The sequence below is a fragment of the Pseudarthrobacter chlorophenolicus genome, from assembly GCF_000962805.1.
In the GTDB taxonomy this organism is placed as follows: domain Bacteria; phylum Actinomycetota; class Actinomycetes; order Actinomycetales; family Micrococcaceae; genus Arthrobacter; species Arthrobacter chlorophenolicus_A.
On sequence record NZ_JZTW01000025.1, the window covers coordinates 38,867 to 54,640 of the forward strand.

Genomic DNA, 15,774 nt, shown 5'->3' on the forward strand with positions numbered 1-15,774 from the left:
GCTGATTCTTTCATGAACTCCGGTGGCGCCTTAAGTGGGCCGCTTACGTTACTTATCCACATGGCCGACGGCGGCACTTAGGCTAGTGCGCCGTATTCCGTAGCGTGGCACCGTCAGCAGGTACGCAACAGATCCGGGATGCCCCGGGAAAGAGGTCACATGGGAAACATCCTTGGGGACGGACTGGCGGGCGCCGCCGAGCACGTTGCCGCTGATTTGTTGCCCCTCGTGAACCGTCTTGCACAGTGCGGAGCGCGCGTCGAGGAAGCCCTGGCCGGTCTGCGGGACATCCAGATGCTCGACTGGCAATCGCCGGCCGGGCGGGCGTACCGGGACACGGTGGGCAGGCAGGGCGCTGCACTGCGCCACGCTGTCGATGCCCTGGAGGTGGCGAGGGCTGCCGTCGCGAGGCACGCTGAGGACAGTGTGGCGGCGGCAGCCAGTGCTTGCAGGGTGCCCTGATGGATTTGGCGGATGAGGCCTATCCGGAGCCCGTCAGGCTGTCCGGCGCATCGCGGGACGGCCACCTGAGCATTCGGGGTGGCAGCGGCGGCATCGCGGTCCAGCTTGAGGAGCTGACTGCCGGCGCCGAAAAGCTCGAGGCCCTGGCCGGGGACCTGGCCGCAGTGGAACAGGAGGCCGGGCGGATCCTGGACCAGCTCTGCTGGGCTGACCGGCAGCCGCCCTGGTCCGCTTCCGGGCATATCGCGGCCGTGCGGGACGGCCAGTGGCGGGTCCAGTCCAGCCGGGTGGAGCTGCAGCGGATCAGCAGCCAGGTCCGTGCCTGCATGCGGGATTACCAGGATGCTGAGTGGCGGGCCAACATGGGGAAAGCACTCGGGTTCGCCGCCATGACGGAGACCGGTCTTTCGTGGGGCACGATGGCCGCTACCGGCGTTCCGGACCGGCGGGTCACCGAGAACGTCATTGCCATGCTGAAGTTGGCGGCACCCCAGGTGCAGGCTGTGAACGAACATGCACCCTGGATCCGGGATGCCTCGATGGCTTTGGTAGCAGGGTTCATTCCGCGGCAGATCACGCTGCGGAAGCAGGAAGCAATCCAGGTGGACCTTGACACGTCGCCTGCCGGGTTGTTGGCGCGGCTACAGGAAGTGGAGGTCCGCGGCACCGGAGCCATGGAGGTCCTGGAAGTGGATAACGGCGGCGAAAAGGCCTACGTGGTCATTGTTCCGGGGACCCAGTCTGCCGGAAAGGATGCCGGCGGGGACAACCCCTTTGATGAGGCGGGCATCGTGGAGTCCATGCTGTACAACTCCCGGGAGGTGAATGAGGCTGTCCTCGCGGCGCTCGAGGAAGCCGGAGCAGAAAAGGGCGCTTCCGTGGTTGCTGTGGGTTACAGCCAGGGCGGCATCCATGCCATGAACGTGGCCGCCGATCCCCGGGTGTTGGAGCAGTATGACGTGAAGTACGTCCTCACCGCCGGGTCTCCGGTGGCGGGGATCAGTACCCGTGAGGACGTGGAGTCGCTGCACCTTGAGCATCAGGCGGACTGGGTTCCCGGTAGTGACGGTGCCGCCAACCCCGAAACCCGCAACCGGGTGACCGTATCGGTGGACACCCCGATTGAACCCGGCGGGGACAAGGGCCTTGGCCCCGGGCACCGCCTGGGCGGGTACCAGGACGCCGCCCGGCTGGTGGCAGCGAGCGATGATCCGTCCCTCGTGCACTCCACGGCGGTCCTGGGCGGTGTGCTCGGTGCCGGGGGAGCGGCAACGGCCACGCGCTATTCCCTGACGCGGGCCAAGGGCCCCTCCACTACCCTTTCGCCGCCGGATCCCCGCACCCACGAGCGCCACCTTGGCGGGCGCTAGCCGGCGTTCAAGCGATCTGGGCGGCGGGTATCTCGGCGTAGCGGATGGAGCGGGTCTTCGCGGGCGCGGGGGGAGGCTGCGGGGCTGCCGGCGGAGCGAGCGCCGGTGGTGGTGGAGGCGCCGGCTGGGCTACCGGGCAACGGAAGTTGTAATCGAGGTTGCCGGCGGTGAACTGCGTGAGTGCGACGACGCCGCCGGAGGTGAGGGGAGCGGCCCCGCAAAGATCCGCCGCGGTGGAAGTGGATTCAGCACCCGCCAGCCAGCTCTTCAGGGTGTAGAGGTTGCTGTGGGGGCCCACCTCACCCACAATTTCGGCGAACTGGTAGCCGGTGGAATATATGCCCACTTCCACCCCGGCGCCCTGCAGGTAGGCGGTCATGCCCTCCAGCTCCGCGGTGTTGGCGGGCTTGTCGGACAGCCAGCTGTTCCCGGTCTCCACATCCAGCCACCACATGCGGCCGGACGCACCGACTCCTGCCCCGGCGAGGCTTCCGGCGTCGATGTACGCCATCGCATAGCCATGGACGTAGGCGCATGCGGGGGAAGCGGTGCCATCGCACATCCCGTAGGGGTTGCCGATGTCCGCGCCCATCACAGTGTTGTTTGCAGGCCACCACAGGGAACCCACCGGCCCTGTGGTGGCGGTGTTGACGTAGACGGCAGACTTGACTCCCGCCGCTGCCTCGGAGCTGCGGTCGGCCCAGGCCAGCTGCTCCGCGAGGCAGGGGTTCGCCGTCGTCGGCCGGCCGCCGTTGATGCCCACCACGGCAAATGCAGGCGGTGCCGGAAGCTGGCCGCCGCATTGGGGCCAGGAAATGTCGTTGCCCAGGACGGCTGACTCCTGGGGCGACGGCACCGCTCCGGAATCTGCGTGGGCCGGGCCTGCCTGCCACGCCAGCAGCAGGCAGGCAGCGGCCAGGATTCTCGATGCCTTCATTCTTTGCCCCCCGGTATCCGGAACTGACAGCCACGGGGCCTGTCGCCGGCCCCGTTGGCAGCCTAGGAGCGGTGACTGCGGGCGGTCATGGGTAGCGGGTACTGGAGTTTCGGCAACCGGCCGGGGCACGGCACCTGCCGGATACCTGTTTCAGCCTCTTCCGGTACTTGGGTGGACGGCCGCATGGCGCCGCCCCCAAAGCAACCTTTCAGCAAGGTCGCCCGTGAGCGGTAGCGGGGAACTTCAGCGGCGGCTGCCCGGCACCAGCCCGGCCACCAGCGACACCAGGGAGATGATGATCGCGGCCAGGATGGCCGTCCAGAAGAAGGAATCGATGGTGAGGTGCACGGGCGTGTAATCGCTGATCCAAGCTGTGAGGTAGAGCATGGCGGCGTTGATGACGATCGCGAACAACCCCAGCGTCAGGATAGTGATCGGGAGGGCGAGGAGGCTCACCAGCGGCCGCACCAAGGCGTTCACCACGCCGAAAATGAGGCCGATGAACAGGTAAGCCAGAACTATCCCGATGGTCTCGGTGTCCTGCGAGATACCGGTCCGTGCCACGGCATCGGAGGTTGCAGTGCTGGTGATGTCCATGCCGGGCAGAATCCAGCTTGCTACCCACAGGGCGGCTGCGTTGAAGATGACCCGAAGAATGAAGGAACCCATGGCCCCATGCTTCCACAACAGCCTTGGGACATCATGGCAAACCTTGCCCCCGGACGCGCTGGTGGCCTGACTTCAGGATTATTCAATTCTGTCAACCCTATTGACAGATCAGAAAGCGGTTTCACACACTAGAGAAACCGCTTTCTGACATGCCGCACAGTGACGTCGGCAGCGAAAGCGCGGTTCATTCCAATGGAGGAAGAGAGCACATGCGCATCACACGTCCTATGGCAGCGGCGGCTGCCGTGGCCACAGCGGCCGCCATCTGCCTGCCGGTCCAGGCCAATGCCACACCACCCTCATCACAATCGTCCGCAACTGCCCAGACCGCCCAGGTGCCGCTTGAACGCCAGGTGCTCCAAAGCCGGGATGGCTGGGCATCGGCCGGTACCGGGACTACGGGCGGTGCCGACGCCACGGCGGACAGGGTCTTCGATGTCCACAACCGGGCTGAACTGGTGGCGGCGCTCGCGGCGACCGGAGCCGAACCCCGGATCATCCGGGTGCACGGGGATATCCCGGCAAACTCAACGGCGGATGGCCGGGCTCTGAACTGCGAGGACTATGCGGCAGGAACGGGCTTCTCCCTCGAGCAGTACCTCTACGACTACGACCCCGTCCGGTACGGGACTGGCCAGGAACCGGCCGGGGAGCAGGAAAATGCCCGGCGCAAGGCCGCCGCCAACCAGGCAGCGGTCATCCGGTGGGACATCCCCAGCAACACCACCATCGTCGGAGCCGCCCCGGACAGCAGCATTACCGGCGCGGCCCTGCGCATCAACCGGTCCAACAACGTGATCTTCAGGAACCTCACCGTCCGGGATTCGGCTGACTGCTTCCCCTCCTGGGACCCCACTGACGGCGACCACGGCAACTGGAACAGCGAATACGACCTCCTCCAAGTCATCAACGGATCAACGAATGTCTGGGTTGACCACTCACACTTCACTGACGCCCCCAACCTGGACATCAACCAGCCCTCGTACTTCGGACGCCCGTACCAGGTCCATGACGGAGCAGTGGACGTCACCAACGGCTCAGACCTGGTCACCATGTCCTACAACCGCTTCTCCGACCATGACAAGCTCCTGCTGATCGGATCCACCGACTCGACCAGCCGCGGCGACGTGGGCAAGCTGCGCGTCACCATCCACCACAACTCCTTCGAGGACGTCGGCCAGCGCGCCCCGAGGGTCCGCTACGGCCAGGTGGATGTCTACAACAACCACTTCACGACGTCGGCCGGCTCGCCGACGCCCTACACGTACACCTTTGGCGCGGGCGTCGAATCACACATTTATGCCGAGGCCAATGCCTTCACCCTGCCCCAGGACATTCCGGCGTCCTCGCTGATCAGGCACTTCAAGGGCCAAGCCATCACCACTGTGGACAACACGGTCAACGGAAAGCGCGTAGATCTCCTGGCCGCCTACAACGCCGCCGCAACCGCTGATAAGCAGCTGGTGGCGGACGGATCGTGGACTCCCGCCTTGCGGACCAAGGTTCACCCGGCGCAGGCGGTGCCGGCCCTGCTGAAGAACAACGTGGGTCCCATCTACACAGCAGGGGAGAAGCGTTGATGCGGGGATACACGCCCAGCCGGCGCACCGTGCTCGCTTCGGCTGCAACCGGCGCCCTTACGGCTGCGGCAGTCCTGGCCGGAACGACGCCGGCCGCACACGCAGCCGGCCGCCCCGCCCGGGCGCAGCCCAACAGGAAACCGGTGATTTTCGTAGTGGGGGATTCCACCTCCTCCGCCTACCAGCACTCTGAACGTCCCCGCGCCGGCTGGGGCCAGGCCCTGCCGCTGCTGCTCGGGCCGCAGGCGACGGTGTTCGACTACGCCTGGTCCGGCGCCTCCTCGAAAAGCTATGCCGACGCCGGCATGCTGGGCGAGGTGGCGGAGGCGCTGCAACCGGGCGACTATCTGCTCATCTCCTTCGGCCACAACGACGAAAAGGTGGAGGATCCGTCACGCGGCACCGATCCGCAAACCACGTTCAAGGAGTATCTGGGCCGGTACCTCGACGCCGCATCCGCCGCAGGCGCCAAAGCCGTCCTGGTCACCCCCGTGGAACGGCGCCGCTTCAGTGCCCTGGGCGTTGCACAGGACACCCATGGCGCCTATCCCCAGGCGATCAAGGAACTCGCTGCCTCCCGCGGAGTTCCCCTGGTTGACCTGACGGCATCCTCGAAGGAGCTCTGGCAGAAGCTCGGGCCGGAGGGAACCACCTCGCACTTCCTGCATGCCGCCCCCGGCCAGTACCCGCAGTACCCGAACGGCGTCACGGACAACACCCACTTCCAGGCGCAGGGTGCCTTGGCAGTGGCACAGCTTGTTGTCGCAGGACTTCAGGCACAGCCGGCAGCACCCCCGGGATGGTTCCGGGAGCCCGGCGGGACACTGGACCCGCTCTCAGCCATCTATTGGCCCAGCGAACGCCCGGTGGACAAACCCCTGGTCCTCACCGTAGGGAACGGCGGACAGTTCGCCACTGTCCAGGCCGCCGTCGATGCAGCGCCGGCGAACAGCGGCCGGCGCACGGAAATCAGGATTGCGCCCGGGACGTACCGTGAGCTGATCCGGGTACCGGCCAACAAACCGAGGGTGTCGTTCATCGGACGCGGGCAGGCGCCGGAAGACGTGGTGCTGGTCTACAACAATGCGTCCGGCACCCCGAAGCCCGATGGCACGGGACCTTATGGCACCGGCGGAAGCACCAGCGTGCGGATTGACGGCCCGGATTTCATGGCAGTGAACCTGACGTTCAGCAACGACTTCGACGAAGCTGCCAACCCCGAAATGAAGAACCGGCAGGCCGTGGCACTGTTCCTGGCCGGGGACCGGGCCGTCCTACGCAATATCCGCTGCCTGGGCAACCAGGACACGCTGCTGGTGGATTCCCCCGCACGCGGTGTGCAGGCGCGCTCCTACTTCGCGGACTCCTACGTTGAAGGTGACGTGGACTTTATCTTTGGCCGGGGAACTGCCGTGTTCTCCGGTTGCCGGATCCGCTCCCTGGACCGCGGGTCCAGCACCAACAACGGATACGTCTCCGCCGGCAGCGTCAATATCGGGATCAAGCACGGTTACCTGTTCACCGAGTGCCGGTTCGTCTCGGATGCGGCGTCCGGATCCGTCCACCTGGGCCGGCCATGGCATCCGGGCGGAGATCCGGAGGCCATCGCCCAGGTGCTGGTCCGAGACTCGTGGCTGGGAGCGCACATCTCCGGAACGCCGTGGACGGACATGAGCGGCTTTTCGTGGCGGGAGGCCCGGTTCTCCGAGTTCAACAACAATGGCCCCGGATCACGGGCAACCCCTGACCGGCCGCAGCTGGATCCCCGCCTCGCGGAGGATTTCGCTGCCGGAGCGTACCTGCAGGGGGCAGATGCGTGGGCGCCCCAGCTGGCTGGAAGCAAGGCCGACAGTACCGCCCTGAATGTCGGGCAGCCGGCGTAAGGCGAGATGAAGGGGTGTCGGACCGGGTCCCGTGGGTTCAGCGGGCCGGCCGGCACCCCGGGTTCCTGCCCCGAAGCCGTGAACATCCGCAGCAGTAGGCTAGTTTTCATGACTTCCTCTGAAACCACGGCCGGCGGCATCGATCCGCGACCGGTGGTGGGCAGGCTGCCCCGCTACGCTGCCGGAAAGCCGCCCGCCGCCGTCGACGGACTGGCCAGTTACAAACTGTCCTCGAATGAGAATCCCCTGCCGCCGCTGCCGGCGGTCCTGGAAGCCATCGCACAGCAAACAGACTTCAACCGTTACCCGGACCCGCTCAGCAGCAGGCTCCGGGCGGCGCTCGCGGAATTCCTGCAGGTTCCCGCGGCGGACATCGTCACAGGGGCGGGCAGCCTGGGCGCCCTCAACCAGATCCTGGCTGCCTTTGCCGGCCAGAACGACGACGGCAAGGCCGACGAAGTCATTTACGCCTGGCGTTCCTTCGAGGCCTACCCCATCAGCGTAGGCCTCGCCGGGGCTGAAAGCGTTCGCGTCCCGGTCACCGCCGACGGGCGCCACGACCTCGAGGCCATGGCGGCGGCGGTCAGCGCACGGACCAAGGTGATCCTCCTGTGCACGCCCAACAACCCCACCGGGCCTGCCCTGACCACCGCCGAAACCGAGGCCTTCATCCGGACAGTGCCGTCCAACGTGGTGGTGGTCATCGACGAGGCTTACCAGGAGTTCGTCCGGGACACTGACGCCGTGGATGGCATCGCCCTGTACCGCAAATACCCCAACGTGGTGGTGCTGCGGACCTTCTCCAAGGCCCACGGGCTGGCTGGCCTCCGGGTGGGTTACAGCGTTGCCAACCCCGCACTGACGCAGCACCTTAGAGTGGCTGCCACCCCTTTCGCGGTGTCGCAAATAGCCGAATCAGCCGCGATTGTTTCGCTGCAGAATTTCGACCAGGTTGTAGGAAGGGTACAAAGCCTGGTGGACGAGCGGGACCGCGTAGTGGGCGCACTGCGGGACCTCGGCTGGGCTGTCCCCGATGCGCAAGGAAATTTTGTGTGGCTGGATCTGGGGGAGGCCAGTGCTGACTTTGCAGAGAAGGCAGGAGCCCGCGCCTTGTCGGTCCGGGCATTCCCGGGGGAAGGCGTCCGGGTCAGCATCGGCGAGGAGGAAGCCAATACCCGGTTGCTGGAGCTGTGTGCGAACTATACAAAGGCGCCCCGGGGTTCCTAGCACTTAACAAGTAGGCCTGCGCCAACCTACTGAAGATAAAGTTAGGATCAGTAAGCCATTGTATATGCCGTTTCGGGAATGTATTCCTTGTGAGGCATATATCCCAGCGACATTGCAATGCATCCGCATGCGGGAAGCAAGGAGACGGTATGGGCACACATCTGCCTTCCACCGAGTTCGACGGAACAGCGGTTGACGACCAGCGGGAAGCTGACGCGGAAGCCGTCATGGGCCAACCCCCGGCACAGATGGTTCAGTTGCTGGGCCCCGACGGAAAACTCGGCGCAGACCCTGTGTACAGCAGCTACGCGGACAAGCTCACCCCTGAAGACCTGCGTGGACTGTACGCGGATATGGCCAGGATCCGGCGTTTCGACGTTGAGGCAACAGCCCTGCAGCGGCAGGGCCAGCTTGCACTCTGGGTCCCGCTTACGGGCCAGGAGGCCGCCCAGATCGGTTCCGGCCGGGCCAGCCAGCCGCAGGACTACATTTTCCCCACCTACCGCGAGCACGGCGTGGCGCTGACCCGCGACGTGGACCTCGCCGAACTGCTCCGCCAGTTCCGCGGCGTGTCCAACGGAGGTTGGAACCCCAAGGACACGAACTTCCACCTCTACACGCTGGTCCTGGCCGCGCAGACGCTGCATGCGGTCGGCTATGCGATGGGCATCCAGCGGGACCAGAAACTCGCTGCCGCCGCGGGCAACGCAGGAAACCAGCCGGACGCTGCGGTCATCGCCTACTTCGGTGACGGTGCCAGCTCCGAGGGCGACGTCCACGAGTCCATGGTCTTCGCCTCGTCGTACAACGCGCCCGTGGTGTTCTTCTGCCAAAACAACCACTGGGCCATCTCGGTCCCCACCAACGTGCAGACCCGCGTACCGCTGTCCAACCGTGCCAAGGGCTACGGCTTCCCCGGGATCCGGGTGGACGGCAACGACGTTATCGCCGTGCACGCCGTCACCGAGTGGGCGCTGGAGCATGCCCGCCAGGGTAAGGGACCGGTCCTCATTGAGGCGTTCACCTACCGGGTGGGTGCTCACACCACTGCCGACGATCCCACCAAATACCGCGGATCCGACGAGGAGGACGCCTGGCGCGCCAAGGACCCGCTGGTGCGCCTTGAGAAGTACCTCCGCGCCGAAGGCCTGGCCGACGACGCCTACTTTGCCCAGGTCAAGGCCGACGGTGACGAGCTCGCCGCGTACGTGCGCCGCACCGCCCATGACCTTGTGGACCCGGACATCAGGGCCGCATTCGCCAACGTCTACGCTGAAGCGCACCCTCTGGTGGCTGAGGAACTGGCGTGGTTCGAGGAATACAGCGCAGGATTCGCCGGAGGCGACGAACCGTCCGACCAGCACGGTGCAGCAGCAAAGGCAGGCCACTGATGACCACCATGACCATCGCCAAGGCCATCAACGAGGGCCTTCGCGCCACCCTGGCCGCCAACCCCAAGTCGCTGCTGATGGGCGAGGACATCGGCCCCCTGGGCGGCGTCTACCGCGTCACCGACGGGCTCATCGGCGAATTCGGCCCCGACCGGGTGGTGGACACCCCGCTGGCTGAGTCCGGCATCATCGGCACCGCGATCGGCCTGGCCCTGCGGGGGTACAGCCCGGTCTGCGAGATCCAGTTCGACGGCTTTGTGTTCCCAGGCTTCAACCAGATCACCACCCAGCTGGCCAAGATGCATGCCCGCAGCCACGGCAACCTCACTGTCCCGGTGGTCATCCGTATTCCCTACGGCGGCGGCATCGGCTCGGTGGAACACCACTCAGAATCACCAGAGGCACTGTTTGCCCACACGGCCGGGCTGCGCATCATCACCCCGTCCAACCCGCACGACGCCTACTGGATGGTCCAGCAGGCCGTGCAGTGCCAGGATCCGGTGATCATCTTCGAGCCCAAGCGCCGCTACTGGCTCAAAGGCGACGTGGACACCGCAGCTCCCGGCCCCTCCGGTGATCCCTTCAAGGCACACATCCTGCGAGAGGGAACCGATGCCACCATCGTGGCCTACGGTCCCCTGGTTCCCGTGGCACTTGCGGCCGCCAACGCCGCCCGGGAAGACGGCCACAGCGTGGAAGTCATCGACCTTCGCTCCATTTCGCCGCTGGATTTCGACACCGTCACCGCATCCGTCGAAAAGACCGGCCGGTTGATCGTGGCCCACGAGGCCCCCACCTTCGGCGGCATCGGCGGCGAGATCGCGGCCCGCATCAGCGAGCGTGCCTTCCATTCCCTCGAAGCCCCCGTCATCCGGGTGGGCGGCTTCCACATGCCCTACCCCGTTGCCAAGGTGGAGGAAGACTATCTTCCGGACATCGACCGCATCCTGGAGGCGCTGGACCGCGCCCTCTCCTACTGAGGACACCATGACGCTGAATAAATTCAACCTGCCGGACGTCGGCGAAGGCCTCACGGAAGCGGAAGTTGTTTCCTGGAAGGTCAAACCGGGCGACGCCGTCGCCATCAACGACGTCCTGTGCGAAATTGAAACCGCAAAGTCGATCGTCGAGCTCCCGTCACCGTTCGCCGGAACCGTCACCGAACTTCTCGTGCCGGAAGGGGTGACCATCGACGTCGGGACGGCCATCATCAGCGTCAGCGATGACGTCGCCGGCGACCCCACGCCCGCTGACGTCCGGGCGCCGGAAGCTCCGGCACAGCCGGAACAAGCAGTTGCGCCCGTACAGCCCCTGTATGGCAAGCTTCCCGACGACGCCCAGGACAACGGCACGAACGACGCCGGCGCGCAGGGCAGTGCCCCGGCCGGTGGTCCGCTGGTGGGTTCGGGACCCAAGGCCGACGCCGTCAAACGGCGCCCGCGCGTCACCCGGACGGTGCAGGCGGCCAAGCCAGCCGACGCGCTCACGGTCAACGCTCCCGAAGTGGAGCCGGTGCAGCCGCATACCCCGGCAGAGGTGACCGGCCGCCCGGCCGCCGCCACGGCCCAGACGGGCCAGGCCGCCGTCGTGGACACCCGGCCCACGCTGGGTGGCACCATTACCGGGCTGGTCAACCGCGTTCTCGCCAAACCTCCCGTCCGCAAGATCGCCCGGGACCTCGGCATCGACCTCGCCGACGTCGTGGCCACCGGCTCCCGGGGCGAGGTAACCCGCGAGGACCTGGTGAGCTACCAGGCCCAGCGCGACGCCGAACTGGACAAGGCGGACGGCTTCTGGGGCAAGGCCGGAAAGCCGCAGGACCAGCGGATCGAGAGTATCCCGGTCAAGGGCGTGCGCAAGGCTACCGCGAAGGCCATGGTGGACTCGGCCTTCGCAGCCCCCCACGTCAGCATCTTCGTGGATGTGGATGCCAGCCGGACCATGGAATTCGTCAAGCGGCTCAAGGCCTCACGGGACTTCGAAGGCATCAGGGTCTCGCCGCTCCTCATCCTGGCCAAGGCTGTCATCTGGGCGGCCGCCCGGAACCCCAGCGTCAATGCCTCGTGGGTTGAAAGCAGTGACGGCAGCGGGGCTGCCGAGATCCAGGTCAAGCACTTCATGAACCTGGGCATTGCCGCGGCAACGCCCCGCGGCCTGATGGTGCCCAACATCAAGGATGCGCAGGACCTGTCCCTGAAGGAACTTGCGCTGGCACTGAACAACCTGGCCACCACGGCACGTGCGGGAAAGACGCAGCCGGCCGAGATGCAGGGCGGCACGTTGACCATCACCAACATCGGCGCCCTGGGGATCGATACCGGCACGCCCATCATCAACCCGGGCGAGGTGGCCATCGTCGCCTTCGGCACCATCAAGCAGAAGCCGTGGGTCCTGGACGGAGAGGTCATCCCGCGCTGGATCACCACCCTGGGCGGCTCCTTCGACCACCGCGTGGTGGACGGCGACCTGTCGGCCAGGTTCATGGCCGACGTCGCGGCCATCCTGGAAGAACCCGCGCTGCTCCTTGACTGAGGCGGGGGCGGAGGCAGGGACTGGCGTGGCGGGGTCCGGCCGCGCCATCCGGGTGAAGAACAAAACCGCCCGGTGGCTGACCGAGGCGTTCCAGCCGCCGGTGGTGGTGACCGTCCAGCTGCTGATCAGCCCGCTGGTCCAGGACGGCTTTCCCGCCACCATGGCCTACGGGGCGCTGGCCGCCCTGTTTGTCTGCGTGCTGCCGCTGCTCCTGCTGCTGCTCCTTGTCCGGCTGGGAAAGGTCACGGACCACCACGTCAGCGACCGTCGCCAGCGCCTTCCTGTGCTGCTCATGGCGCTGGCATCCATCCTTGCGGGATTGCTGGTCCTGGCGGCAACCGGCGCGCCGGCGAGCGTCATCGCCATGGTGCTGGCCGTGGTGGGGGGAGTGGTGGTGCTGGCAGCCGTCAGCCCATTCTGGAAGATCAGCGGGCACGCTGCCGCCATCTCCTGTTCGGCAGTCGTCGCGGTCCTGATGCTCGGGGCCGCGTGGACATCGCTGCTGCTGCTTATCCCGGCGGTCGGCTGGTCGCGGGTGGTCCTGCGCGCCCATACCCTTGCGCAGGTGGTGGCAGGCTCGCTCTTCGGCGGTGTGGTGATGGCCGGAATCTGGTGGCTGCTGAGGCTTTGGCTGGTGCCCTAAGGCGGTGGTGCCGCCGGAACTGCTAGTAGGCCGGGTAGGCGTACATCATCTCTACGGCTGCGGAGTCGCCCATGGAGGATGCGATAACGACGGCGGCGCCCACCATGAGTGCGGCCCAGGCCGTGGCGGCGCCCGTCATGATGGAGAGCAGCTTCCAGTCCTCGCGCACGACGCTTCGGATCGTGCGGGGGAGGTTGAGGTCCGGTGCGATCAGGTTCGGCGCCGAGTCGGTGGTGCCATCATCCAGCAGTGCAACTACCTTGCCGTTGCCGCGGTCCACGCGCATGGAGCAGATGTGGTTTCCGTGGCGGGCCAGGAGGATGTCGTGGCCTACGAGCTGGCGGCGCTGAAGAGTGATCAAGGGGTCCCCTCTAGTGGTGGGTTGTCGTCGTCCGCACCTTTGGGGGCTCCCTCAATTTTATCGTTTCGCCCATAGCTGAAAGCGTGTTCCGGGCGTGAGAACGCCCACCCCCCGCAGCGATCTGTGCCACCACGGGGAGTGTCGGGCGCAACTCCTAGTCGGCGTCGTACGTGTTCGCGATGTACACATCGCAGGGGGCGTTGTGCGCCACGCTGTTGGCCACGCTGCCCAGCACCCGGCCGATGCCCTGCATGCGCCGGTTCCCCACCACGATGATCTTCGCGTCCATGCGGAGGGCTTCCTTGATGAGGGCGTCTGCCGGGCGGCCGCGCGCAGCCGAGTAGGTCACCTTGATCTGCCCGCCCAGGGACTCGGCCACCGTCCGGGCCACGTGCTCGGCCCCGTCCGCGTCGGACACGATCCACTGGTCACTGCCACTGCCGAAGACTTCCGTGCGGTCGCTGTCGAAGGCCGAGACGACGTGGAGCGTGGCGCCCAGCGCTGCTGCCAGGTCCCGGGCCGACTCCGCGGCCTTCTTGGCCGTACCGCTCCCGTCGACGCCTACAACGATGGTTCCGCTCATGAAATGCTCCTTTGCTTGGTTCCTGACGGCACTAATGTGCCCAACGCTACCGCGCGGCCATCGCTTCCTGCAGTACCGGCGCCAGGCGGCGCACCCCTTCGCGGATGGCATCCGGCGGGACGGCGCTGAACGCGAGGCGCAGTTTGTTGGAAGGCTCGTCCGACGGCGTGAAGGCGGCTCCCGGAATGAAGACCACCCCGGCGTCGATCGCCTTGTGCAACAGGGGGTAGGTGTCCACGCCTTCGGGCAGCGTTACCCAAACGAAAAAGCCCCCCTCCGGGCTGGTCCAGGAGGTGCCCTCCGGCATGTACTCGGACAGCGCCGCCAGCATGGCCCGGCACCGTTCGGCATACAGGCCGCGGTAAGTGGAGATCTGGCCCTTCCAGTCGTAGTCGCGCAGGTAGGCGGAGACGAGCATCTGGTTCAGGGCCGGCGGGCAAAGGGTGACGGCCTCCGCCGCGAGGTAATACCGCCGCTGCAGGTGCTCCGGCACCAGCGCCCAGCCGATCCGCAGGCCAGGCGCGAAGATCTTTGAGAACGAACCCATGTAGATGACGTCGTCCGGGTTGGCAGCGCGCAGCGGGGCCAGCGGCTCGCCGTCGAACCGCAGCAGGCCGTACGGGTTGTCCTCGATGATGAGAATATTCGCGTTTCGGCATATATCCACGATCGCCTGGCGCCGGTCCGCGGCGAGGGTAATGCCGGAAGGGTTGTTGAAGCTGGGGATGGTGTACAGGAACTTGATGCTTTTGCCAGCCAGCTGGAGGGCGGCGATACGGGCTTCGAGGAGCTCGGGGACCAGGCCGTCCTGGTCCATGGCCACGGTCTCCACCTGCACCTGGTACGCCTCAAACGTGTTCAGGGCCCCGACGTACGTGGGGTCCTCCACCAGGGCAACGTCGCCGGGGTTGCAGAACAGCTTGGTGGCGACGTCCTGTGCTGACTGGGAGCCGGCCGTGATCACCACATTCTGCGGCGCCGCATCCGTGATCCCTTCGGCCGCCATGACCTCGCAGATCTGCGCGCGAAGCTCCTCCGTGCCCTGGCCGGCGCCGTACTGCAGGGCGGTGAGCCCATCCTCGGCGATGATCCGGGACGCTGTTTCCGCCAGGCGGTCAAGGGGGAGCGACTGCAGGTAGGGACTTCCGCCGGCCAGGGACACCAGGCCGGGGCGCAGCGAGATGTCGAAGACGTCACGCACCGCCGACTGCCGGATGTTGGCGGCACGCTCGGAAAACAGCTCTTCATGGCGGTGGGCCGAGGTGGCCGCCCGCTCGATGGCGTCAATGGCTTCGGCTGGAAGGGACGCGGCTGCCGCGTCCATTGTTTCGTGGCTCACACGCTCAGGATACAACTGAGCGTTGCCTGAAAAGCAACACTTGTTGTTCCAGGAAGTACTGGGCGCCACCTCATCCTGCGCCGGCACCTTCCAGCCGCAGTACCTCTGCCAGCGGCCGCCCATTGAGGTAGACCTGAGCCCTGACGGCACCCACCGCGGCCAGTGCCGTTTGGGTGAGTTGGGCTTCCAGGCGCGGAATATCGCACACGCCGCCCAGGCTCACTGCCCCCGAGAGATAGACGGTCACGGCGGTGCCGTCGAAGCTGCCGGACAGGAACCTGAGCCGCGATCCCGCCAGTGCGTTGTAAATTTCGCCGCCGGGCGGGACCTCCGATGCCGAAACAGCGGCTCCGCTGCCAGCCCCCAGAAGGGCATTCATGGCGGCCGGCAACGGATCCTTGCCCGCCGGCCGTGCCTGGTCCACCCCAATCAGGCTGTCATTGCAGCCGAACCGCACTCCGTTGTTGCCGCCGTCGTCCAACAGCACGAAGTAGGCCGTGACGGTCCCCTGGGCTGCGGGGGCCCTGTCCGGGCCGGCCGCGGGGGACGGCGCCGCGGAGGGCTGCGGTTCAGCTGACGGTGTTTCCCGCGGTTCCGATTCCGTGCTGGCTGTGGCGGCCGAACCAGGCAGGCCCGTCCCTGCCTGATCCGGCGCGGCGGCGGCCTCCGGGCCGGCCGTGGACGGCTGATGCGGGGTCATCCCGCCCGATGCGGTGCTGGAACCGGAGGGGATGGCGGCCGTCCCGGCGGGCGGGGGCGCTTGCGGCTGCGGGCCCGGCACGGCGGCGCCTGGAGCC

15 protein-coding genes are annotated in these 15,774 nt (G+C 66.6%); 9 read left to right on the forward strand and 6 right to left on the reverse strand.

Going from position 1 to position 15,774, the window contains the following annotated elements:
- Nucleotides 1-159: 159 nt before the first annotated feature.
- The gene (locus UC32_RS18680; RefSeq protein WP_045732666.1) at nt 160-462 is read left to right on the forward strand and encodes a hypothetical protein; all 303 of its coding nucleotides are present in this window, start codon (nt 160-162) and stop codon (nt 460-462) included.
- Nucleotides 462-1,832, forward strand: a complete 1,371-nt coding sequence (locus tag UC32_RS18685; protein WP_045732667.1) for an alpha/beta hydrolase — start codon at nt 462-464, stop codon at nt 1,830-1,832. The genes UC32_RS18680 and UC32_RS18685 overlap by 1 nt, the downstream gene beginning before the upstream one ends.
- A 7-nt stretch (nt 1,833-1,839) precedes the next feature.
- Here the strand turns inward: UC32_RS18685 and UC32_RS18690 are convergent, their stop codons facing one another.
- Both UC32_RS18690 and UC32_RS18695 read right to left on the reverse strand, forming a co-directional pair.
- Entirely contained in the window at nt 1,840-2,769 is a 930-nt protein-coding gene (locus UC32_RS18690) for a glycoside hydrolase family 25 domain-containing protein (RefSeq protein ID WP_045732668.1), read from the reverse strand.
- 243 nt (nt 2,770-3,012) lie between these two features.
- Nucleotides 3,013-3,438 carry a phage holin family protein gene (locus UC32_RS18695; RefSeq protein WP_045732669.1) on the reverse strand — a complete coding sequence of 142 codons (426 nt, stop codon included), beginning with the start codon at nt 3,436-3,438 and terminating at the stop codon, nt 3,013-3,015.
- 209 nt (nt 3,439-3,647) lie between these two features.
- Between UC32_RS18695 and UC32_RS18700 the strand changes: the two genes are divergently transcribed.
- The 7 genes from UC32_RS18700 to UC32_RS18730 all read left to right on the forward strand — a co-directional run bounded on the left by UC32_RS18700 (nt 3,648) and on the right by UC32_RS18730 (nt 12,694).
- Entirely contained in the window at nt 3,648-5,018 is a 1,371-nt protein-coding gene (locus UC32_RS18700; RefSeq protein ID WP_052690614.1) for a pectate lyase family protein, read from the forward strand.
- Nucleotides 5,018-6,901: a pectinesterase family protein gene (locus UC32_RS18705; RefSeq protein ID WP_045732671.1), complete on the forward strand. Its 1,884-nt coding sequence runs from the start codon at nt 5,018-5,020 to the stop codon at nt 6,899-6,901. Before UC32_RS18700 ends, UC32_RS18705 begins: the two co-directional genes overlap by 1 nt.
- A 108-nt stretch (nt 6,902-7,009) precedes the next feature.
- On the forward strand, nt 7,010-8,128 hold the full coding sequence (locus UC32_RS18710; RefSeq protein WP_200896415.1) for a histidinol-phosphate transaminase: 1,119 nt from the start codon (nt 7,010-7,012) through the stop codon (nt 8,126-8,128).
- Nucleotides 8,129-8,277: 149 nt separating this feature from the next.
- Entirely contained in the window at nt 8,278-9,519 is a 1,242-nt protein-coding gene (gene pdhA, locus UC32_RS18715) for a pyruvate dehydrogenase (acetyl-transferring) E1 component subunit alpha (RefSeq protein ID WP_045732673.1), read from the forward strand.
- Complete coding sequence (locus UC32_RS18720) at nt 9,519-10,499, forward strand: alpha-ketoacid dehydrogenase subunit beta (RefSeq protein ID WP_045732674.1); 981 nt, start codon at nt 9,519-9,521, stop codon at nt 10,497-10,499. Before pdhA ends, UC32_RS18720 begins: the two co-directional genes overlap by 1 nt.
- Nucleotides 10,500-10,506: 7 nt before the next feature.
- Nucleotides 10,507-12,051, forward strand: coding sequence for a dihydrolipoamide acetyltransferase family protein (locus UC32_RS18725; RefSeq protein ID WP_045732675.1), 1,545 nt, complete (start codon nt 10,507-10,509; stop codon nt 12,049-12,051).
- 25 nt (nt 12,052-12,076) lie between these two features.
- Nucleotides 12,077-12,694, forward strand: a complete 618-nt coding sequence (locus UC32_RS18730) for a phosphatase PAP2 family protein (RefSeq protein WP_200896416.1) — start codon at nt 12,077-12,079, stop codon at nt 12,692-12,694.
- 22 nt (nt 12,695-12,716) lie between these two features.
- Here UC32_RS18730 and UC32_RS18735 read toward each other — a convergent pair whose 3' ends face one another.
- The 4 genes from UC32_RS18735 to UC32_RS21030 all read right to left on the reverse strand — a co-directional run.
- Nucleotides 12,717-13,055 carry a hypothetical protein gene (locus UC32_RS18735; RefSeq protein ID WP_052690615.1) on the reverse strand — a complete coding sequence of 113 codons (339 nt, stop codon included), beginning with the start codon at nt 13,053-13,055 and terminating at the stop codon, nt 12,717-12,719.
- A 154-nt stretch (nt 13,056-13,209) separates the two neighbouring features.
- On the reverse strand, nt 13,210-13,638 hold the full coding sequence (locus UC32_RS18740; RefSeq protein WP_045732676.1) for a universal stress protein: 429 nt from the start codon (nt 13,636-13,638) through the stop codon (nt 13,210-13,212).
- Between the two features lie 46 nt (nt 13,639-13,684).
- Entirely contained in the window at nt 13,685-14,977 is a 1,293-nt protein-coding gene (locus UC32_RS18745; RefSeq protein WP_045732677.1) for an aminotransferase-like domain-containing protein, read from the reverse strand.
- 70 nt (nt 14,978-15,047) lie between these two features.
- Nucleotides 15,048-15,774, reverse strand: a 727-nt coding sequence (locus UC32_RS21030; protein WP_235423707.1) for a hypothetical protein, incomplete at its 5' end; no start/stop codon positions are given.

Excerpts from the sequence above, each read along its gene's own strand:
- UC32_RS18680 (WP_045732666.1), top strand. The coding sequence starts at position 160 with ATGGGAAACATCCTTGGGGACGGACTGGCGGGCGCCGCCGAGCACGTT.
- UC32_RS18725 (WP_045732675.1), top strand. The coding sequence starts at position 10,507 with ATGACGCTGAATAAATTCAACCTGCCGGACGTCGGCGAAGGCCTCACG.
- UC32_RS18710 (WP_200896415.1), top strand. The coding sequence starts at position 7,010 with ATGACTTCCTCTGAAACCACGGCCGGCGGCATCGATCCGCGACCGGTG.
- UC32_RS18690 (WP_045732668.1), bottom strand. The coding sequence starts at position 2,769 with ATGAAGGCATCGAGAATCCTGGCCGCTGCCTGCCTGCTGCTGGCGTGG.
- UC32_RS18700 (WP_052690614.1), top strand. The coding sequence starts at position 3,648 with ATGCGCATCACACGTCCTATGGCAGCGGCGGCTGCCGTGGCCACAGCG.
- UC32_RS18720 (WP_045732674.1), top strand. The coding sequence starts at position 9,519 with ATGACCACCATGACCATCGCCAAGGCCATCAACGAGGGCCTTCGCGCC.
- UC32_RS18685 (WP_045732667.1), top strand. The coding sequence starts at position 462 with ATGGATTTGGCGGATGAGGCCTATCCGGAGCCCGTCAGGCTGTCCGGC.
- pdhA (WP_045732673.1), top strand. The coding sequence starts at position 8,278 with ATGGGCACACATCTGCCTTCCACCGAGTTCGACGGAACAGCGGTTGAC.
- UC32_RS18705 (WP_045732671.1), top strand. The coding sequence starts at position 5,018 with ATGCGGGGATACACGCCCAGCCGGCGCACCGTGCTCGCTTCGGCTGCA.
- UC32_RS18695 (WP_045732669.1), bottom strand. The coding sequence starts at position 3,438 with ATGGGTTCCTTCATTCTTCGGGTCATCTTCAACGCAGCCGCCCTGTGG.
- UC32_RS18740 (WP_045732676.1), bottom strand. The coding sequence starts at position 13,638 with ATGAGCGGAACCATCGTTGTAGGCGTCGACGGGAGCGGTACGGCCAAG.